Below are 19,026 nucleotides of genomic sequence, written 5' to 3'. Positions count from 1 at the left end.
CCGATGAGGCTTTTCATGGCAGAGCGCAACAACGAGCCCCCCGCAACCGCTTCCGACAGCGTGCCTCCCCAGCCGCTGCTGGAAGATGAGCAGCTGGACAGGCTGGACGATTTTCTCGATTCGGACCGCGTGGGCGAAGATGCCCTGGACCTGATCTCGGCCCATGGCTTCCTGGTGGCCCTGGCCGTGGCGCCCAGCGAACAGCCCCGCGACGCGTGGCTTGCCGAGCTCTTTCAGGGCGAGCCCAACTACCAGGACGACGCTGAACGCGACGAGGTCACGCACCTCCTCTGCCTGCTGCGTGATAACGCCATGGCGGTGCTGGAGCAAGGCGGCCTGCCGGAGCTGCCCTTCGAGCTGACCCTGGATGGCCTGCCCGCCGAAGAGACGCCCATCGGCGACTGGTGCGCAGGCTTCATGGAAGGCGTGTTCAGCGACGAAAGCGCCTGGTTCCAGGAAGACGAAGAGGCTGCGGCCACCCTGCTGCTGCCCTTCATGCTGCTCTCGGGTCTGTTTGACGACGAACCCGACATGGCCGAGATGGCCAGCGACCAGGCCAATCAGGAAGCGCTGGTGGCCCAGCTGCCCGAACTGGTGCTCGACCTCTACCTGCACTACCGCGTGCCCCCGGAAACGCCCAAACCCAAGCCCCGCAAGAAAACCCCTGCCAAGGTCAAAAAGCGCAAGTAGCCGCTACTTGAGCCGCGTCACCAGGCCATCCAGCGCGCCATATACCCACTCCCGGGCGCGCTGCCACCAGGGCCGCGCGGCCCAGGCTTGGGCATCTACCTCGTCACTGGCAGCAAAGTTGCGCTCGAACAGCTCGCGCACGTCGCTGGCGAAGGCAGCATCCTCCACCTCCTGGTTGGCTTCCAGGTTCCAGTGCAGGTTCCAGTGGTCAAAGTTGCAGGAGCCCAGGCTCACCCAGTCGTCGGCCAGCACGAACTTGGCATGAATGAAGGTTGGCTTGAATTCGAAGATGCGCACGCCTGCTTTCAGCAAGCTGTGGTAAAAGCGTTGGCCTGCGTAACGCACGCCGGGGTGGTCATGCTTGGCACCGGGTAGCAGCAGGCGAACGTCCACCCCGCGCCGGGCCGCGCGCACCAGCCGCCGACGCAGCGAAAAGGTCGGCACGAAATAGGGCGTACATAGCCACAGCCGTTGGCGAGACTGGTGGACCCGCGCGTAGAGTGAGTGCCGAATGGCCTGGTAGCGATAGCCACGACCCGAGATGACCCTGCCCCTGACGCCCTCTTCGTGCGGCTCGGCTACCCGCACCTCCGGCAGTGCCAGACGCGGCCCTTGCGGGGACGCATAGCGGGTCAGCCGCGAACGCCACAAGCGACGAAACAGCGCCTCCCAGTCGGCCACCACGGGCCCTTCGACCCGGGCGGCGATTTCGTACCAGGCCTCCAGGAATTCATCCACCGCGCCAAACCCGCCCGTGAAGGCTACCTCGCCATCCACCACCACGATCTTGCGATGGTCACGGCTCAGGTTGCGTGCCAGCGAGTGGAAGCCAATCGGGTTGAACAGCTGCAAGGCCACACCTGCCGCCTGCAGCCGCTCACGATCTTCGCGGTCCAGCCCCATGGCGCCATAGCCATCCAGCAGTACATACACCTGCACGCCACGCTCGGCCGCAGCCACCAGCACATCGATCATCTGGTCGGCCAACTCCCCCGACTCCATCAGGTAAAGCTCTACGAAAACATAGTGCTGGGCCTGATGGACGGCGTCGAACATGGCTGGCAGAAAGCGCGATGCTTCCGGCAGAAGCGCCACACGGTTACCTTCTCGCCACGCGTACTGCATAGAGACTCCTTCTCTTGCGCCATGCCTGCAGGCCGCCTCAGCGGCTCAAGGAGCGGTGAACGTACAGGTCATAGCGGCTGGTTTTGCCTTCGATTGTATGCTGCGGCGCAGGGCCAGCAATAGGCGGCGCTTTACGGGGGCGCTTGACCACCACCCGGTGAGTGGCCACCGTCAGCGCCGCTTCCAGCAGGCGCGGGGCGTCATAGTCCTCCCCGGCCAGTTCACGAAACAGGCGCATTTCCTTCTTCACCAGCGCCGATTTCTCGCGATGGGGAAACATGGGGTCCAGGTGCACGACCTGCGGGGTGAACGCGGCGCTGGCCACCAGCGCCGCCAGCGCCTCACAGGCATCCCCATGACGCAGCTGCATGCGCGCGGTGATGGGCGCCGTCTCGGCGTCCCTGGCCGCCCGGGCCAGGCCATCCTCCAGCAGCGCGGCAATGGCCTGTACGCGCTCGACCAACAGCACCTCGGCACCCAGGCTGGCCAACACGAACGCGTCACGCCCGAGCCCTGCAGTGGCGTCCACGATGCTCGGCGTCACGCCTTTGGAAAGCCCGCACGCCTTGGCCACCAGCTGGCCGCGCCCACCGCCGAACTGACGCCGATGGGCCGCCTTGCCGGACACGAAATCGACGCTCAAGGGCTTGCCGTACTGGCGCTCGTCGCCGACCAGCGCCAATCGGCCATCGCGCTCTTCCAGCGTCAGCCCGGCGGGCAGCGCTATCAGTGGGCGCGCCGGGCTCATGCCGGCTTTTTCCAGGCCACGTCGTTACGCAGGTAGACGGGCTGCGCTTCATGGGCGGCGACACCCAACCCCGCGTCCAGGTCCCGCGCGGCCAGCCAGGCCATCTCTTCGGCGCGCGGCTCCAGGTCGTCGCTGAGGTGCTGGGTCATGCCCACATGCACTCCTACATCGAAAGCGTCCCAAAGCGCAAAGCCCGAGCCGACTCCGACCCAGTCGGTTTCATCGGATGGCAGTCTAAAAGCGCCTGGGGCCAGTACTCGCTCATCGCTTTGCGGGCTGACCACGTCATTCAGGCAGTGCCAGCTGGCCACGTAAATTTCACCCATTCGGGCATCCAGCGCAGTCACCACATGGCGAAAGTGATAACGGCGATGCACCTGCAGGGCCAGGGCCTCCAACGTCGAGATGCCCAGTAGAGGGCGCTCCAGGCCGAAGGCCAACCCCTGGGCCGCCCCGGCGGCAATGCGCAGGCCGGTAAAGGAGCCCGGCCCACGGCCAAACGCGACGGCGTCCAGCTGCCCGGGCGCAATGGCAGCGGTAGCCAGCAGCTCGTCGACCATCGGCATCAAGCGTTTGGTATGGGCGCGCGGCGTCATTTCGTAACGCGCCAGACACTCGGACTGATCATTCTCCTGACGCAGCAGCGCGGCCGAGCAGGCACTGGAGGAGGCATCCAATGCCAGAAGATATCGCGACGACATAACCGTGTTGCACTCCGAAATAAATAGGCCGCCAGTATACCGCCTGGCGGCCTTGACGACGATGGCCCGCAGGGAACCTGCGGGCCATCGTCATTCGAGCAGTCTGTTACCAGGCTCAGTTCAGCGCTTCTTTCACCTGGCGGGTGATATCGGCCACGCTGCCCACTCCTTCCACGCGGTGGTATTGGGGTGCCGCAGACGGGTCCTCTTTGGCCCACTGCTGGTAGTAGTCCACCAGCGGAGCCGTTTGGTCGTGGTACACCGACAGGCGGTTGCGCACGGTAGACTCCTGATCGTCTTCCCGCTGGATCAGGGCTTCTCCGGTGACATCGTCCTTGCCCGGCTCTTTGGGCGGATTGTGTTCGATGTGGTAAACACGGCCCGAGGCGGGGTGAACGCGACGTCCGGCCAGGCGGCTGACGATCTCTTCGTCCGGCACGGCGATTTCCAGCACGTGATCGAGCTTCACGCCGCCTTCTTTCATGGCATCGGCCTGAGGAATGGTGCGGGGGAATCCGTCAAACAGGAAACCGTTGGCGCAGTCCGGCTGGCTGATGCGCTCCTTGACCAGGTCGATGATGATCTCGTCGGACACCAGCCCACCACTGTTCATGATCTCCTTGACCTTGAGACCCAGCTCAGTGCCGTCCTTGATGGCGGTGCGCAGCATATCCCCGGTGGAAATTTGGGGAATCTTGAACTGCTCACAAATAAACTGAGCTTGAGTCCCCTTCCCCGCGCCGGGGGCACCCAACAGGATTAAACGCATGGCACTGCTCCTTGAATGTTCGTACTTGATTGGTGGTGATCGAATAAATCAATGAATCGACAATAACCGTGCCGTTCAGGCGACACAACTCCCCAAAAGCCTGAAAGGCCGATTATTTTGCGTTTTTTCAAGCGAAAACAGCAAAGTGGCGATGGCTAGTACTTTGGTCACGCTGGTTTTCTGCTGACGCCACAGAAACACAAGCGGCGCCCATAGGGGCGCCGCTTGTGGCTTGCTCGTGGTCTGATTACAGCAACAGACGACGAATATCGGTGAGCACGTCTGCCAGGAAGGCAGTAAAGCGTGCCGCATCGGCACCGTTGATCGCCCGGTGGTCATAGGAGAGCGACAGCGGCATCATCAAGCGCGGCTGGAAGGCACTGCCATCCCACACCGGCTTCATTTGCGCTTTCGACACGCCCAGGATCGCCACTTCAGGCGCATTGACGATAGGCGTGAAGGCCGTGCCACCGATCGAGCCCAGGCTCGAAATGGTGAAGCAGCCACCGGTCATCTCGTCGCGCTTGAGCTTCTTGGTCTGCGCTTTCTTGCCCAGCTCTGCCATTTCCTTGGCGATCTCGATCAAGGACTTCTTGTCGGCATCGCGCAGTACGGGCACCATCAGGCCATCCGGCGTATCCACCGCGATACCGATATGCACGTACTTCTTCCAGACCAGCGTATCGCCGTCGCCTTTCAGGCTGACGTTGAACTGCGGGTACTTGCGCAGTGCAAAGGCACACGCCTTGACCAAAAACGGCAGCGGCGTGAGCTTCGCACCCTGGGCTTCGGCCTCGGCCTTCATCGCCTTGCGGAAGTCTTCCAGCTCGGTGATATCGGCTTCGTCGAACTGGGTGACGTGAGGCACGTTGAGCCAGCTGCGATGCAGATTGGTCGCACCCATCTTGAGCAGGCGGCCCATCGGCTTCTCTTCCACTTCACCGAACTGGCTGAAGTCGACTTCCGGCACGGCAGGAATACCCGCGCCACCTGACGCTGCCGGTGCGGCGGCCTGGGCGCTGCCCTGGTTGGCCATCACCTGCTTGACGTAGGCCTGCACGTCTTCCTTGAGCACGCGCTCTTTCGGGCCGCTGGGCTTCACCAGCCCCAGGTCGACACCCAGTTCGCGGGCCAGCATGCGTACCGCCGGGCCAGCATGTACCAGCTTGCCGTCACGGGGCTTGTGCGCTGCCATTTGCGCTTCTGGGCTCGGCGTGCCGCCACTGGCCGCAGGCTTGGCGCTGGCCGGGCTGGCACTGCTTTGCGATGCCTTTTCAGGCGCCGCTTTCTTCGGCGCGGCCTTCTTGGCGCCCGCCACTTCCATGTAGCCAATCACGTCGCCTTCGGAGACGGTATCGCCTTCCTTGACGGTCAGCTCGACGAGTTTGCCCTTGTAAGGGCTGGGCACGTCCATGGAAGCCTTGTCGGACTCCAGGGTGATCAGCGGGTCTTCGACGTCGACTTCGTCGCCTACCGACACGCCAATCTCGATGATGGGCACGTCTGCAGAGCCGGAAAGATCCGGCACGCGGATCTCCTTGCGCTCTGGCTCACCGCTGCCACTCTCTTCTTCAGCCGCTTCTTCTTCGGCGGGCTCGCTGGCAGGGGCAGGCTGTTCGGCCTTGGCAAGCTCTTCGTCGGCAGCGTCATCGCCACCGGCGATTTCCATCTTGCCGATGACATCGCCTTCCGACACGGTATCGCCTTCCTTGACGGTCAAGGAGACGATTTTTCCGCTATGCGGGCTGGGCACGTCCATGGAAGCCTTGTCGGACTCCAGCGTGATCAGCGTGTCTTCGGCGTTGACGTCGTCGCCTTCGCCAACGGCCACTTCGATGATCTCGACGTTGTCGGAACCACCCAGGTCAGGCACCTTGATATCAACGGTCTGCTTGCCACCGCTGGCTTTTTTCGCTGCCGGTGCAGGGGCCTCTTCCTGCTTGGGCGCAGGCGCTTCCTCGGCGGCACTGTCAGCCTTGGCTTCCGGTTCGGCATCGCTGCCGCCTTCCACTTCCAGCTCGACGATGTCGTCTCCCTCGGAGACCTTGTCGCCCTCTTTCACCAACACTTTGACCACCTTGCCGCCTTTCGGGGCCGGTACATCCATGCTGGCTTTGTCGGATTCCAGAGTGATCAGGGTGTCTTCCGCTTCAATGACATCGCCTTCTGACACCGCAATCTCGATGATTTCGACATCGGTATCGCCACCGATATCGGGAACTTTGATGATTTCGCTACTCAAGGTCGCGCTCCTTCCAAATCGGATCGAGCCGGCGGGCAGTGGCCCGCCGGGCAGCGGTTTAGCTGGTCAGCGGGTTGGGCTTGTTGGCATCGATGCCGTACTTCTTCAGCGCTTCGCCAACGTGCTTGCGATCAATTTCACCGCGATCGGCCAGGGCGCGCAGCGCCGCAACGGTCACGAAGTAGCGATCCACTTCGAAGAAGTAGCGCAGCTTCTCACGGGTATCGGAACGGCCAAAGCCATCGGTGCCCAACACGGTGTAGTCGTTGGGTACCCAGGCGCGTACCTGGTCCGCATACAGCTTCATGTAGTCGGTAGAGGCAATCACCGGGCCATCACGACCTTCCAGGCACTGGGTCACGTGAGGCTTGCTGGCCTCGGCGTCCGGGTTCAGGAAGGCTTCGCGCTCCAGCAGCAGCGCTTCGCGGCGCAGCTCGTTGAAGCTGGTGACGCTCCAGATATCGGCCCCGATGCCCCAGTCGTTGGTCAGCAGCTCGGCAGCGGCTTCGACTTCACGCAGGATGGTGCCCGACCCCAGCAGCTGAACGCGGCCTTTGTCACCCTGAGTTTCCTTGAGCAGATACATGCCCTTGACGATATCGTCGGCGGGGACGTTCTCCAGCTCGGGGTGCTCGTAGTTCTCGTTCATGACGGTGAGGTAGTAGAAGCAGTTCTCTTTGTCCGTGAACATGCGCTTCAGACCATCCTGCACGATGACCGAGACTTCGTGAGCATAAGTCGGGTCGTAGCTGCGGCAGTTGGGGATGGTAGACGCCTGGATCAGGCTGTGACCATCCTGGTGCTGCAGACCTTCGCCGTTCAGCGTGGTGCGCCCGGCGGTACCGCCGACCATGAAGCCGCGTGCCTGCAGGTCGCCTGCGGCCCAGGCCAGGTCACCGATACGCTGGAAGCCGAACATCGAGTAGTAGATGTAGAACGGCAGCAGCGTGACGTTGTTGTTGCTGTAGGAAGTGGCGGCCGCAATCCACGCGGACATGGCGCCAGCTTCGGAGATACCCTCTTCGAGAACCTGACCTTTCTGGTCCTCGCGGTAGTACATGATCTGGCCTTTATCGACCGGCTCGTACTTCTGACCTTCCGAGGTGTAGATACCCAGCTGACGGAACATGCCTTCCATACCGAAGGTACGCGCTTCGTCGGGGATGATCGGTACGACCTGCTTGCCCAGCTGCTTGTCCTTCACCAGGCCGTTCAGGATACGCACGAAGGCCATGGTGGTAGAGATTTCGCGGCCTTTGGAACCGCCCATCTGGGAAGCAAACGTCTTGTCTTCCAGGCTGGGGATTTCCAGCGCTTCGAAATCGCTGCGGCGGCTCGGCAGGTAGCCGTTGAGACGCTCGCGCTGCAGGTGCATGTACTTGAGCTCGGGAGAGTCTTCTTCCGGCTTGTAGTACGGGACTTCCTTGAGCTGTTCGTCGGTCAGCGGAATGCCGAAGCGGTCGCGGAATTTCTTCAGCGCTTCGTATTCCATGCTCTTGACCTGGTGCGCTTCGTTGGCCGCTTCGCCATCGCCGCTACCCATACCGTAACCTTTGACGGTATGCGCCAGGATCACCGTGGGCTTGCCGTTGGTGGTGTTGACCGCCTCGTGATAGGCCGCATAGACCTTGAACGGGTCGTGACCGCCACGGTTGAGCTTCCAGATGTCTTCGTCGGTGAGGTCCTTGACCATCGCTTCGGTTTCCGGGTACTTGCCGAAGAAATGCTCGCGGGTGTAAGCGCCACCGTTGGCCTTGTAGTTCTGGTACTCGCCGTCGACCGCTTCGTCCATGCGCTTCTGAAGGATGCCTTTCTTGTCCTTCTCGAACAGCGGATCCCAGTGACGACCCCACACCACCTTGATGACGTTCCAGCCGGCACCGCGGAAGACGCCTTCGAACTCGTCCATGACGCGGGAGTTGCCGCGTACCGGGCCGTCCAGACGCTGCAGGTTGCAGTTGATGACGAAGATCAGGTTGTCCAGATTTTCGCGGCCAGCCAGCGAGATGGCACCCAGCGATTCCGGCTCGTCGCACTCGCCGTCGCCCATGAAGCACCAGATCTTGCGGTCTTTCATGTCTTTCAGTTCACGGTGATGCAGGTACTTCATCACGTGAGCCTGATAGATGGCCTGAATCGGGCCAAGACCCATGGATACCGTGGGGAACTGCCAGTAGTCAGGCATCAGCCAGGGGTGGGGGTAAGACGACAGGCCGTCACCATCCACTTCACGGCGGAACTTGTCCATCTGCTCTTCGGTCAGACGGCCTTCCAGGTAGGAACGCGCGTAGATACCCGGTGCCACGTGGCCCTGGATATAGATCAGGTCGCCTTCGAAATCACCCTTGGGGGCGCGGAAGAAGTGGTTGAAGCCCACATCGTACAGCGTGGCCGACGACATGAAACTTGCAATGTGACCACCCAGCCCAGGATTGGCACGGTTGTTACGAATGACCTGAGCAATGGCGTTGTAACGGATCAGGGAGCGAATACGACGCTCCATGAACAGATCGCCAGGCATCGGGGCTTCGCGATGAACCGGTATCGTGTTGCGGTGGGGGGTTGTCACCGAGAAGGGCACCTTCATCCCGTCCCGGCGCAGGCGATCCGCCAAGCGGGTCATCAGGTAGCGGGCGCGATCTTCGCCCTCACGATCCAGTACCGATTCCAGGGATTCCAGCCACTCCGTGGTTTCGACCGGATCGAGATCTTCTCTTGTCTCCAGACTCATAGAGGTCTCTCCGAATGACGATAAATGACAATGAGCCCCGCCAACCCTTCGGGCCTGGGGCGGCTGCGGTGTTTGGCCACCACAGGCCTGTGAATAGCCGACGCGATGCATCGAGCAGGGGATTTTCACCCTACATTCAATGAGCTACGCTTTCATGAATGTAGTTAAGCTACAGGTATTTGGTAAAAATTAGCCTTTTGTATATGCGAAGATACCGCAAAGTCGCCACGCTGCCAATTCCGGCACGCCGCAAAAAGCCATCGAAAACAAACTATTGCACTGCAACATAAGCGCTTTATAGGACCTTGGTCGCTACGACTTAGGATACCTTCGTGTAACCAAACTACCGTTTCATTTGTTGCTAAAAGAACCACTTATTCGCCACGTTTAACCGTGTCATGGGTGGCCGCCATCAAGCGCTGGCGGAAATAGGCCCAGTCGAAGGCGGGCCCGGGGTCGGTCTTGCGCAAAGGTGCTACATGGGCATGGCTGGTGATCCGCTCAGCGGTCAACGCCGGGTAACGCGCCATCAGCCAGTGCGTGGCCTTGACCAGTGACGCATACTGCGCCTCGCTGAACGGTGTCTGGTCATCGCCCTCCAGCTCGATTCCCACGGAGAAATCGTTCAAGCGTGTCCGCCATGCCTGCGCAGCCGGGTCCCACCAGCGCGATTGCCCGGCGTGCCAGGCGCGCTGGTCGACGTCGACGAACTGAACGCACTCGCCATCGCGGCGAATCAACAGGTGCGCCGACACCCGCAGGTGCGCAATCGTGGCGAAGAAAGGGTGTGCGTCGGGCACCAGCCGATTGGTGAACAGCGCCTCGATGGCGTGACCCGAGAATTGCCCGGGGGGCAGGCTGATCGCGTGAAGCAACAGCAGCGACACTTCGTGCTCGGGCCGCGCATCCTGGTTGGGTGACACGACCTGCCGAGCCTTGGCCCACTGGCCGCGGGATGCGAGTTGGTTCATTCGGCTTACTTGCTCCTCTACGTTCGCGTTGTGTTTCACTATAATGCCTTTCACCCAAGATCACGCTTCGAGAACCCACTGCTATGCATTATCAAACCGCGCTTGATGAAGAGATTCGCACCTGCGTTCCCCGCTGGCTGGCGGAAGACCTGGGCACCGGGGACATCACCGCACAGCTGATCCCTGAGAACCAGTGGGCCACCGCCAAGGTGATCACCCGCGAACCGGCGGTACTCTGTGGCGTTGCCTGGGTCGAGGAAATTTTCCGCTGTCTGGACGAGCGCGTCACGCTGCGCTGGCAGGCCAGCGATGGCGACATGCTGGAGGCCCAGCAGTGTTTTCTGGAGCTCGAAGGCCCCGCCCGCAGCCTGCTGACCGGCGAGCGCGCCGCGCTGAACATTCTGCAGACGCTGTCTGCCACGGCCACCGCCACTCGCCGCTATGTAGACCTGATCGAAGGCACCGGCGTACGCCTGCTGGACACCCGCAAAACGCTGCCGGGGCTACGCTTGGCACAAAAGTATGCGGTCAGCTGCGGCGGTGGCCATAATCACCGCCTGGGCCTGTGGGATGCCTTCTTGATCAAGGAGAATCACATCGCGGCCTGTGGTGGCATTCAGGCCGCCGTGGCGCAGGCCCGCAAACTGGCCAGCGACGTACCGGTGGAAGTGGAAGTCGAAACCTTCGAAGAGCTGGACCAGGCGCTGGCAGCGGGTGCCGATATCGTCATGCTGGACAATTTCGACATCGAAGACCTGCACGTAGCGGTAGAGATCAATGGGGGACGCGCCACCCTGGAAGCCTCCGGCAACGTCGATGACACGACGCTGAAAGCCATTGCCGACACAGGGGTGGACTGCATTTCCAGCGGCGCGCTCACCAAGGATGTGGCCTCCGTCGACCTGTCGATGCGCATCCTCCAGACCTTCAACGTTTGATCGTCAGGTTTCCACCGCGCTGAGCTGCTTCACCAGCCGGTAGCGTTGAAGCATTTCACCGCTGCGCTCGACCCACTGCTCGCCGAGGTTATCGTAGCCACGGCGCTGCAGTCGTTCGAGCAGCATCCGGCTGGCTTCGATATCTACCTGCGAAACGCCATGCTCCAGCAGAATGCGCTCGGCATGGATCAACAGCGTGGTGCCGATGCCACGCCCCGCCAGTGATGGCCAGACATAGAGCGTTTCAATGCGCCCGCCGCTCACGTCCAGCTCGAGAAAGCCAACGCAGCGGCCATCGCAGGCGGCCACCAGCGTCGTGTAGAGCGCCTGACGCGCCGCCCAGGCAGTGGCTTCACGGGGCAGTGCTTGCGCCCAGGCACGCCGCTCGGCCAGCCCATAATGATTGGCCGCGCCTTGCATGACGGCGTGATAGAACACCTCGGCCTGGTCGGCGGCGTCCTTGGCCAGCGCCGCGCGATACGTGACGCGAGCCGTTGGCGTGGCCGCCGGTGAAGAAGGGTCGATGTTTGACATGCGTTGCCTCAATGGGATGACGCTGGCCGTCAAGCGCAGCGCTGTGTCGGTTCCGTTGGCTAGTCTATACTCATCGCCCTGGCGGGCAACCCATGCCAGCCGAGCTTGAATTCATCGAACGTGCGGCGCCATGTCACCACGCAACAGTGCGCTCACACGCAAAAGGGAGTGCCATGCACGATCCTCGGGGCCTCGGGCCGTTTTCGATCACGCCCATTGGCCATATCATCAGCGACTACCCGGACAAGTTCGGCGTGCCTCGCCAGCCTGGCCTGGCCCCGGCCGCCAATGCTCGCCTGGTACTGGCCCACCCTTTCGACGACCCACTGACCGTGCGCGGACTGGAAGACTTCAGCCACCTGTGGGTATCGTTCATCTTTCACCAAAGTCCCGAGCGCTGGTCGCCCCTGGTACGCCCGCCCAGACTGGGGGGGAACCGCAAAGTGGGCGTCTTCGCCAGCCGCAGCACCCATCGCCCCAATCGGCTGGGGTTGTCGCTGGTCGCACTCTCCGGCATCGACACCGGGCCCGGCGTAACGCTTCACCTGGCGGGCTGTGATCTGGTCAGCGGCACCCCCGTGGTGGACATCAAGCCCTACCTGCCCTGGGCAGAGGCCGTCCCCAGCGCTCAGGCGGGATTTGCCCCCCAACCGCCGGAAACGGTGGCCGTGGTGTTCTCGCCAGAGGCTCACGGCGTACTGTCCGAGCGGCAAGATGGCGCGTCGCTGCGGGCGCTGATCGAGCAGGTGCTTGGCCAAGACCCACGCCCCGCCTATCAGCGGGGCGGACAGGCCGAACGTCTTTACGGGGTGCGCCTGCGCAATGTCGATGTGCGCTTTCGGGCGCTGACCGCCGCCGAAAACGACACCACCACCCTGGAGGTGGTGGCGATAGAGCCCGAAGACCGCAAGTGACCATGGCGCCAGCGAGCAGCCCCATAGCAAGCCTGACGGATCAGGCGGGGAAGGTGATACCCAGGCGACGGCCGACTTCTTCATAGGCCTCGATGACCCCGCCCAACCCCTGACGGAAGCGGTCCTTATCGAGCTTCTCACGGGTATTGGCATCCCACAGGCGGCAGCCATCCGGGGAGAACTCGTCGCCCAGCACGACTTCGCCCTTGAAGAGACCGAACTCCAGCTTGTAGTCCACCAGCAGCATGTCGCCCTCGGCGAACAGCTGCTTGAGGATGTGGTTCACCTTGAAGGTGAGCGCCTTCATCTTGCTCAGCTGTTCCGGCGTGGCCCAGCCAAAGGTTTCAGCCAGCGACTCGTTGATCATCGGGTCGCCCTTCTCGTCGTTCTTCAGGAACAGTTCGAAGGTAGGCGGATTGAGCGCAATGCCCTCCTCCACGCCCAGACGCTTCACCAGTCCACCCGCAGCGATATTACGCACCACACACTCGACGGGGATCATGTCCATCTTCTTGACCAGACTTTCGGTATCGGAAATCTGCTTTTCGAAGTGGGTGGGAATGCCGCCCTCTTCCAGACGCTGCATGATGTAGGCATTGAAGATGTTGTTCACCATGCCTTTACGGGCGAGCGCCTCTTTCTTCTTGCCATCGAAGGCACTGGTATCGTCACGAAAGTGCAGTACCAACAAGTCAGGGTCGTCAGTGGTATATACGGATTTTGCCTTACCGGCGTAGAGTTCCTGGCGCTTTTCCATGGGGGCTCCGTCTAAAATCGAGGTCTAAGAGTTAACGTAAGTAGCCGGAGACACGCTCAAGCAACTCGCGCTGGTCATCAGCGCTGAATCCACGCTCGCTGGCATTGATGGCGCGCAGCACGGTCTGGTTGCCCTCCGGCTGGAGCACGAGGCGAATATTCTGAGACATGCGGCGCACGTCCTGGCTGAACACGATCTGCAGCGGGTTACGCCCACGCTCGGTCTCGGTCATGTACTCGACTAGGAACTCGTAGTCATCCGCCGAGGCCTCAAGCAGGTCACGCTGGCCTTCCTGAGTGAAGTCCAGTGCCAGGTAGTGGTTCATTTCGGCCCACACGCGCTCGATGGGCTGCGGAATCAGAACTTCCCACTCATCGCCCTGCTGACGCATTTGCAACGTTTGCTCACTGGCAAGACGTTGAGCGGTCCAGGAGGATGCGCTGGCCGTTGCGCTACGCGCACCGAGATACTGCTCCAACGCGGCCACACAGCTCTCGACACTCTGGCCACCCTGCTCGCAGCGCACTTCGCTGCTGCCGGCACGCAATGCGCTCTGCAAGCGCAACGTGGCTTGAGGCGTGACGATGACGCCCTGAGTAGCGCTGCTTTCCTGAACGCCCAGCTGGCGACTGCGCACGAATGCCTCGAGCTGCGGCCATACCGCGCCCGTATCCGCCGCGACTACCAACCAGACCTGATCACCCGCCTGGCGACGCTCGACGTACTCAGGCTCCAGCCCACTGCCCAGTGCCAGCGACTGAGGAGGCCCAATACGCGCTGCTTCATCGACACGAGCACCTTGAAGACCCGCCTGAGGAATCGGCATGGCATCACGATAACGCTGAGCATTGCGCGTTTCCGGCAAAACGAGAGGCGGCGCTGGGGCGGCTTCGGTGTAGTCCAGGTTGCGGTCGTGGTAGTAACCGTCACGCGCGCAGCCCGCCAGCGTGACGGTTGCGGCCAGCGCCAGCGGAATCCATTTCAGCGCACGTTTTTCTAGCACAGAGCTCATCAAGCCACCTTAACAGTCAACAGGTCATTTACCCGGCAAGGCACGTTGTCACCGGGTAGCAAATGCGTTCGCAGCGCCTGGGGTTACTCCTTGATCACACCCGCCAGTTGCAGCGCTTCGTTTACCGTACCGTGATACTTTTCGGACAGCCAGGTCAGCGGCAGGCGAATGCCCTGCTCCATGTACCCCATACGGTTCAGGGCCCATTTGACGGGGATCGGGTTGGACTCGATACCCAGATTGGTATGCAGCGGCATCAGGCGCGTATTGATCTGATGGGCCTTGTCGGCATCCCCCGCCACCGCGGCGACACACAGCTCGTGCATCGCCTTGGGCGCCACATTGGCGGTGACCGAAATGTCGCCATGTCCGCCCATCAGCATGAAATCACAGGCCGTGGCATCGTCACCGGAGTAGAGCATGAAGCCGCTGCCTTTCAGGCGAGAGATTAGATCCTCGGCGCGCTCAAGGTTCCCGGTGGCATCCTTCAAGCCGATGATGTTGTCCACCTCGGCCAGACGAATCACGGTTTCGTTGTAGAGATCCGAGCAGGTGCGCCCCGGCACGTTATAAAGAATGACCGGCAGTTTGCTGCCCTTGGCCACTGCCTTGAAGTGCTGGTACAGGCCTTCCTGAGTAGGCTTGTTGTAGTAAGGGCACACGGAGAGGCAGTAGTCGGCGCCTACTTCGCTGGCATAGCGCGCCAGCTCGACCGCTTCGGAGGTGGCATTCGCGCCGGTACCGGCAATGACCGGGATACGCCCATTGACCTCTTCCACGACGCTGCGGATCACATCGAAGTGCTCGGCAAACGACATGGTGGTGGGCTCACCAGTGGTGCCCGCGGCCACGATAGCGTCGGTGCCGTTCTCGAGATGGAAGTTCACCAGGCGACGAAGCGCCTCCCAGTCGATGTCGCCATTGACCTTCATCGGGGTCGCCAGGGCGACAATGCTGCCTGTGATCATCCGTATTTTCCTCACCTGCAAAAAGTGGAGCTCGACCGGCCAAGCGGGGTGGCATGGTCAATGATCGAGTAAAAGACGCGGCGCGGATACCTCGAAGGACACGATGACCCCGCCTGTAAAAAGCAAATGGTACTCAGGCGATTCGAGCCTGTACAGCGTAAAGCACGTAGAGTTTACCACCGAGACTTGCCAAACCAGAACGATTCGCTTTGACAGCACGGCGGCGCATGCGTGTAATCTTGGTGAACCCCTATCTGTGAGGAGCTTGTATGTCACTCGAAATCGGCCAACCCGTTCCCGACTTTTCGGCCAGCGCCACTGGCGACACCACCATTACGCTGTCCGAACTGCGCGGCCAGCAGGTGGTGATATTTTTCTATCCCAAGGCCAGCACACCGGGCTGCACCACCGAAGGCGGCGACTTTCGTGATCGCAAGGCGGCCTTCGATGCCGCGAACACCGTGGTCATCGGCATTTCTCGAGACGGCCTGCGCGCCCAGGAGAATTTCAAGGCGAAGCAGGACTTCAATTTTGCGCTGATCTCGGACAAGGACGAAGCGGTCTGTCAGCTGTTTGACGTCATCAAGCTGAAGAAGATGTACGGCAAGGAGCACCTGGGCGTCGAGCGCAGCACGTTTCTCATCGACAAGGACGGCAAGCTGGCCAAAGCGTGGCGTGGCGTCAAGGTGCCCGGTCATGCGGAAGAGGTGCTGGCAGCAGCTCAAGCACTGCATGCCGAATAACCGGCCCTGAAGGCTCGTTGAGCCATGGCACCGGGACAGCATCCGGTGCCACTTGGCAAGCCCTCGTCAATCGGCCTTCAGCTCTATCTGCTCACGCAGCTCCTGATGCTCCTCCAGCCCTCTGGGCCAGGCAAAGACCAGCGCCTTGAGCAGAGTCGCCAACGGAATGGCGAAAAAGACCCCCCAAAACCCCCAGATGCCGCCAAAGAACAGCACGGCCACGATGATCGAGACCGGGTGGATGTTATTGGTCTCGGAAAACAGCACCGGCGCCAGCACGTTGCCATCCAGGGCCTGGATGATGCCGTAGGCCAGCAGCACGTAGGCAAACTGCTCGCTCACGCCGAAGTGGAAGACCGCCACCGCCGCCACGGGAATGGTGGCCACCGCAGCACCGATGTAAGGCACCAGCACGGAAAAGCCCACCAGCACGGCCAACAGCGCCGTATAAGGCAGCCCAAACAAGGCAAAGGTCAGGTACGAGACCGTACCGACAATGACGATTTCGATGGCCTTGCCACGGATGTAGTTGGCGATCTGGCGATCCATCTCCTGCCAGATACGCGTCAACAGCGAGCGCTTTTGCGGCAGCAGCGAGAGCGCAAACCCCACCAGCGCCTCGCGATCCTTGAGCATGAAAAACACCAGAATGGGCACCAGCACCAGGTAGATGATCAGCGACATCACGTTACCCAGCGACGACAGCGACAGCGTCAAGGCGCGCTGCCCTACCTGGCTGATCTCGCGTCCGGCCACCCCGATCCAGCTCTGCATCTGATCAGGCGTGACCAGGTTGGGGAAGCGCGTCTGCAGCTCATCCAGCCATATCTGCGCCGTGGCAAACATGCGTGGCGTCTCCTGCACCAGCCCCACCAGCTGGTTCCATATCAACGGCATCAGGATGAACGCCATGGTCAGCAACACGCTGACGAAGGCCACGAACACGATGATGACCGCCAACAGGTGAGGCACACCTCGCCGAGTCAGCCCGTTGACCAGCCCCTGCAGCAAAAACGCCAGCACCAATGAGGTGAAGAACGGCGCCAGCATGCGTCCAAACATGATGATGGCCGCCAACCCTGCGATCAGCACCACCAGCAGAACCAGTGCTTCTTCATCGGAAAAATAGCGTTCGATCCAGCTCCTGAGAATGGCGCGCATGGTCATGAGCAAGCCACCCCGGCTTTGCGTAGCCAGAACACGTAGATCTCGCCCTGCTGGGCTCTGGCTTCCAACCGATGGTCACTCAGCTCGGCGAAGGAAGCGACGTCGCGCCAGGAGCCCGCATCGGTGGCACGAATCTCCAGCAGCTGCCCGGCAGACAAGCCAGCCAGCGCCTGCTTGGCTTTCAACAGCGGCAACGGGCAGTGCAGCCCGGTAGCGTCCAGTACTGCATCGGGCTGCACCCCCTCGGCCAGCGCGGATGCTATTTGCTCAGACATACCCTCTCCCTAGTGAAAGCGCTTTTACCTATAACGAAACGACCCATAAGACAACGATTCATACAGCGATTCATAACGACAACCGTTCACCGCTACATAACCACGGTATTGTTGCATACACTGTTCGGACGATGACCAGCCTGTCTCGATTTAACGGCACTTCCTTGCCTGAATCAATGTCACAGCCTGTGTTTGCAACATCCACCACCGTAATGATCGTGCGAATCGAGAACCATCACGAGGGATGCCATGGCGCACCTTAAGACTGTTACGCCACACTTGGCCTGCGCACTGGCCCTACTGTTGGGCACTGTGGGCCTCAGCGCGCCTGCTCAGAGCAGTGACAACTATCAGCTGCCCACCCTGGGGGGCGCCTCCACTTCAGTGAGCAACGAGGAGTATCGCCTGGGCCGTGCCTGGCTGCGCCAGTTCAGGGCCCATGCACCCCAGTGGCAGGACCCCATCGTCAACGACTACCTGGAAAGCCTGGTGGCCAGGCTGGCACCCCATAGCCAGCTGGGCAGTCTGCAGACGACCACGGTAATGGTCGATAACCGCTCGCTCAACGCCTTTGCCGTGCCCGGTGGCGTGGTGGGCATCAACTCGGGGCTGTTTGCCTTTGCCGAGGATGAAGGCGCGTTCATTTCGGTCATCGCCCACGAGCTGGGGCACCTCTCCCAACGCCACTACGCGCGCGGCAGCGCTCGGGCGGAGCAAACGCAACTGCCCGCCATGGCCGCCATGCTGGCGGGCATGCTGATTGCCGCCAGCGGCGGTGGCGATGCCGGTATCGCCACCGCCATGGGCTCCCAGGCGGCGCTGATTCAGGACCAGCTCAGCTACTCGCGGCGCTTCGAGCAGGAGGCCGACCGTGTGGGCCTGCAAGCCATGGCCGCCGCCGGTTACGACCCCGAAGCCATGGTGCGCATGTTTGGCGCCATGCAGCGCATGGCGCGCCTGCAGGGCGGCACGCCCCCGGAATTTCTGCTGACCCACCCGGTCTCCGACAGCCGCTTGAGCGATGCTCAGGCACGGGCAGCACAGCTCAGCGTCGCCAATCGTTATACCAGCGACACGCTGTACGACATGATGCGCGCCCGGGCACTGCTCAGCATTCATCGTAACAGCCCTCAACAAGCAGCTTCTCGCCTCACGCAAGAGGGCGCCGAGGAGCCCGCCCTGCGCTACGTCTCGGCCCTGATCGATGCGCAAAACGGCCAGACCGATCAGGCGCTCCAGACCCTGGATCGGCTGGCCAGCGAGCTGCCGGATTACGCCATGCTGCCCGCCTCGGCCGCCCAGGTAGCCCTGCAGGCCCAGCGCTACGACGATGCCATCCAGCGCAGTCAGCGGCTGCTGCGACTGATGCCCAACTACCTACCCGCCCAGCTCACCCTGGCAGAAGCGCAACTGCAGCGCGACCCCCAGGCAGCCTACACGCTGTTGCGAGAGGTCACGGCGCGCCACCCGGACAACCCTCAGGGGTTCAACCTGCTGGCGGAAGCGGCTGGCCGCAGTGGCCACAATGCCTGGGGGCACCTGGCCCGCGCCGAGCATTTGCAGCTCACCGGCAGAATGGATAGCGGTATTCGCCAACTGGGCATCGCCAGAGACGCTGCCCAGCAGGAGAACGACCAGCAGGCGCTGGCGCGCATCGAGCAGCGCCGCGAGGCGTTCATCGAGTACCGAGAGGCGCTGGAAAGGTTTTAGCCGCGCTGCCCAGCCACCGCTCAGCCAAATA

The 19,026-nt window shown here is 61.8% G+C and carries 18 protein-coding genes; 5 read left to right on the top strand and 13 right to left on the bottom strand.

The features are described 5' to 3' along the window. Window positions 1-15 precede the first annotated feature (15 nt). A complete protein-coding gene (locus LG409_RS03330; RefSeq protein WP_039181569.1) occupies window positions 16-690 on the top strand; it encodes a YecA/YgfB family protein in 675 nt (224 codons plus the stop codon). A gap of 3 nt (window positions 691-693) precedes the next feature. Here the strand turns inward: LG409_RS03330 and LG409_RS03325 are convergent, their stop codons facing one another. The 7 genes from LG409_RS03325 to ampD form a co-directional block, all read right to left on the bottom strand. Next, window positions 694-1,815: a phospholipase D-like domain-containing protein gene (locus LG409_RS03325; protein ID WP_227407613.1), complete on the bottom strand. Its 1,122-nt coding sequence runs from the start codon at window positions 1,813-1,815 to the stop codon at window positions 694-696. Window positions 1,816-1,852: 37 nt separating this feature from the next. Next, on the bottom strand, window positions 1,853-2,563 hold the full coding sequence (locus LG409_RS03320; protein WP_227407612.1) for a class I SAM-dependent methyltransferase: 711 nt from the start codon (window positions 2,561-2,563) through the stop codon (window positions 1,853-1,855). After that, the gene (gene tsaB / locus LG409_RS03315) at window positions 2,560-3,264 is read right to left on the bottom strand and encodes a tRNA (adenosine(37)-N6)-threonylcarbamoyltransferase complex dimerization subunit type 1 TsaB (protein ID WP_039181577.1); all 705 of its coding nucleotides are present in this window, start codon (window positions 3,262-3,264) and stop codon (window positions 2,560-2,562) included. The genes LG409_RS03320 and tsaB overlap by 4 nt, the downstream gene beginning before the upstream one ends. A gap of 115 nt (window positions 3,265-3,379) precedes the next feature. After that, the gene (adk, locus tag LG409_RS03310; protein ID WP_039181580.1) at window positions 3,380-4,033 is read right to left on the bottom strand and encodes an adenylate kinase; all 654 of its coding nucleotides are present in this window, start codon (window positions 4,031-4,033) and stop codon (window positions 3,380-3,382) included. Window positions 4,034-4,280: 247 nt separating this feature from the next. Next, window positions 4,281-6,275, bottom strand: a complete 1,995-nt coding sequence (aceF, locus tag LG409_RS03305; protein ID WP_227407611.1) for a pyruvate dehydrogenase complex dihydrolipoyllysine-residue acetyltransferase — start codon at window positions 6,273-6,275, stop codon at window positions 4,281-4,283. A gap of 58 nt (window positions 6,276-6,333) precedes the next feature. Next, window positions 6,334-9,006, bottom strand: a complete 2,673-nt coding sequence (gene aceE / locus LG409_RS03300) for a pyruvate dehydrogenase (acetyl-transferring), homodimeric type (protein WP_039181586.1) — start codon at window positions 9,004-9,006, stop codon at window positions 6,334-6,336. A 374-nt stretch (window positions 9,007-9,380) separates the two neighbouring features. Beyond that, window positions 9,381-9,977, bottom strand: a complete 597-nt coding sequence (gene ampD / locus LG409_RS03295; protein ID WP_039181588.1) for a 1,6-anhydro-N-acetylmuramyl-L-alanine amidase AmpD — start codon at window positions 9,975-9,977, stop codon at window positions 9,381-9,383. A gap of 83 nt (window positions 9,978-10,060) precedes the next feature. Between ampD and nadC the strand changes: the two genes are divergently transcribed. Next, window positions 10,061-10,915, top strand: coding sequence for a carboxylating nicotinate-nucleotide diphosphorylase (nadC, locus tag LG409_RS03290; protein WP_227407610.1), 855 nt, complete (start codon window positions 10,061-10,063; stop codon window positions 10,913-10,915). 3 nt (window positions 10,916-10,918) lie between these two features. Here nadC and LG409_RS03285 read toward each other — a convergent pair whose 3' ends face one another. Further along, on the bottom strand, window positions 10,919-11,449 hold the full coding sequence (locus LG409_RS03285; protein WP_144979519.1) for a GNAT family N-acetyltransferase: 531 nt from the start codon (window positions 11,447-11,449) through the stop codon (window positions 10,919-10,921). A 173-nt stretch (window positions 11,450-11,622) separates the two neighbouring features. On the opposite strand from LG409_RS03285, the gene tsaA reads away from it, so the two are divergent. Beyond that, window positions 11,623-12,363, top strand: a complete 741-nt coding sequence (gene tsaA, locus LG409_RS03280) for a tRNA (N6-threonylcarbamoyladenosine(37)-N6)-methyltransferase TrmO (protein WP_227407609.1) — start codon at window positions 11,623-11,625, stop codon at window positions 12,361-12,363. A gap of 40 nt (window positions 12,364-12,403) precedes the next feature. On the opposite strand, the gene purC is transcribed toward tsaA, so the two are convergent. The 3 genes from purC to dapA form a co-directional block, all read right to left on the bottom strand. Next, a complete protein-coding gene (gene purC / locus LG409_RS03275) occupies window positions 12,404-13,120 on the bottom strand; it encodes a phosphoribosylaminoimidazolesuccinocarboxamide synthase (RefSeq protein WP_039181600.1) in 717 nt (238 codons plus the stop codon). 31 nt (window positions 13,121-13,151) lie between these two features. After that, the gene (gene bamC, locus LG409_RS03270; RefSeq protein WP_039181603.1) at window positions 13,152-14,132 is read right to left on the bottom strand and encodes an outer membrane protein assembly factor BamC; all 981 of its coding nucleotides are present in this window, start codon (window positions 14,130-14,132) and stop codon (window positions 13,152-13,154) included. An 83-nt stretch (window positions 14,133-14,215) separates the two neighbouring features. Next, window positions 14,216-15,100, bottom strand: coding sequence for a 4-hydroxy-tetrahydrodipicolinate synthase (gene dapA / locus LG409_RS03265; protein WP_039181608.1), 885 nt, complete (start codon window positions 15,098-15,100; stop codon window positions 14,216-14,218). 269 nt (window positions 15,101-15,369) lie between these two features. Between dapA and LG409_RS03260 the strand changes: the two genes are divergently transcribed. Continuing rightward, on the top strand, window positions 15,370-15,843 hold the full coding sequence (locus LG409_RS03260) for a peroxiredoxin (protein ID WP_096921463.1): 474 nt from the start codon (window positions 15,370-15,372) through the stop codon (window positions 15,841-15,843). Between the two features lie 66 nt (window positions 15,844-15,909). On the opposite strand, the gene LG409_RS03255 is transcribed toward LG409_RS03260, so the two are convergent. Then, window positions 15,910-17,010, bottom strand: a complete 1,101-nt coding sequence (locus LG409_RS03255) for an AI-2E family transporter (protein WP_227407608.1) — start codon at window positions 17,008-17,010, stop codon at window positions 15,910-15,912. Further along, window positions 17,007-17,285: a sulfurtransferase TusA family protein gene (locus LG409_RS03250; RefSeq protein WP_039181616.1), complete on the bottom strand. Its 279-nt coding sequence runs from the start codon at window positions 17,283-17,285 to the stop codon at window positions 17,007-17,009. Before LG409_RS03250 ends, LG409_RS03255 begins: the two co-directional genes overlap by 4 nt. 249 nt (window positions 17,286-17,534) lie before the next feature. Here LG409_RS03250 and LG409_RS03245 point away from each other — a divergent pair, with 249 nt between their 5' ends. After that, a complete protein-coding gene (locus tag LG409_RS03245) occupies window positions 17,535-18,995 on the top strand; it encodes a M48 family metalloprotease (RefSeq protein ID WP_227407607.1) in 1,461 nt (486 codons plus the stop codon). The last annotated feature ends 31 nt before the right edge of the window (window positions 18,996-19,026 follow it).

Source organism: Halomonas sp. NyZ770 (assembly GCF_020616575.1).
In the GTDB taxonomy this organism is placed as follows: domain Bacteria; phylum Pseudomonadota; class Gammaproteobacteria; order Pseudomonadales; family Halomonadaceae; genus Vreelandella; species Vreelandella hamiltonii.
This window is presented reverse-complemented; position numbering and strand designations above follow the sequence as displayed.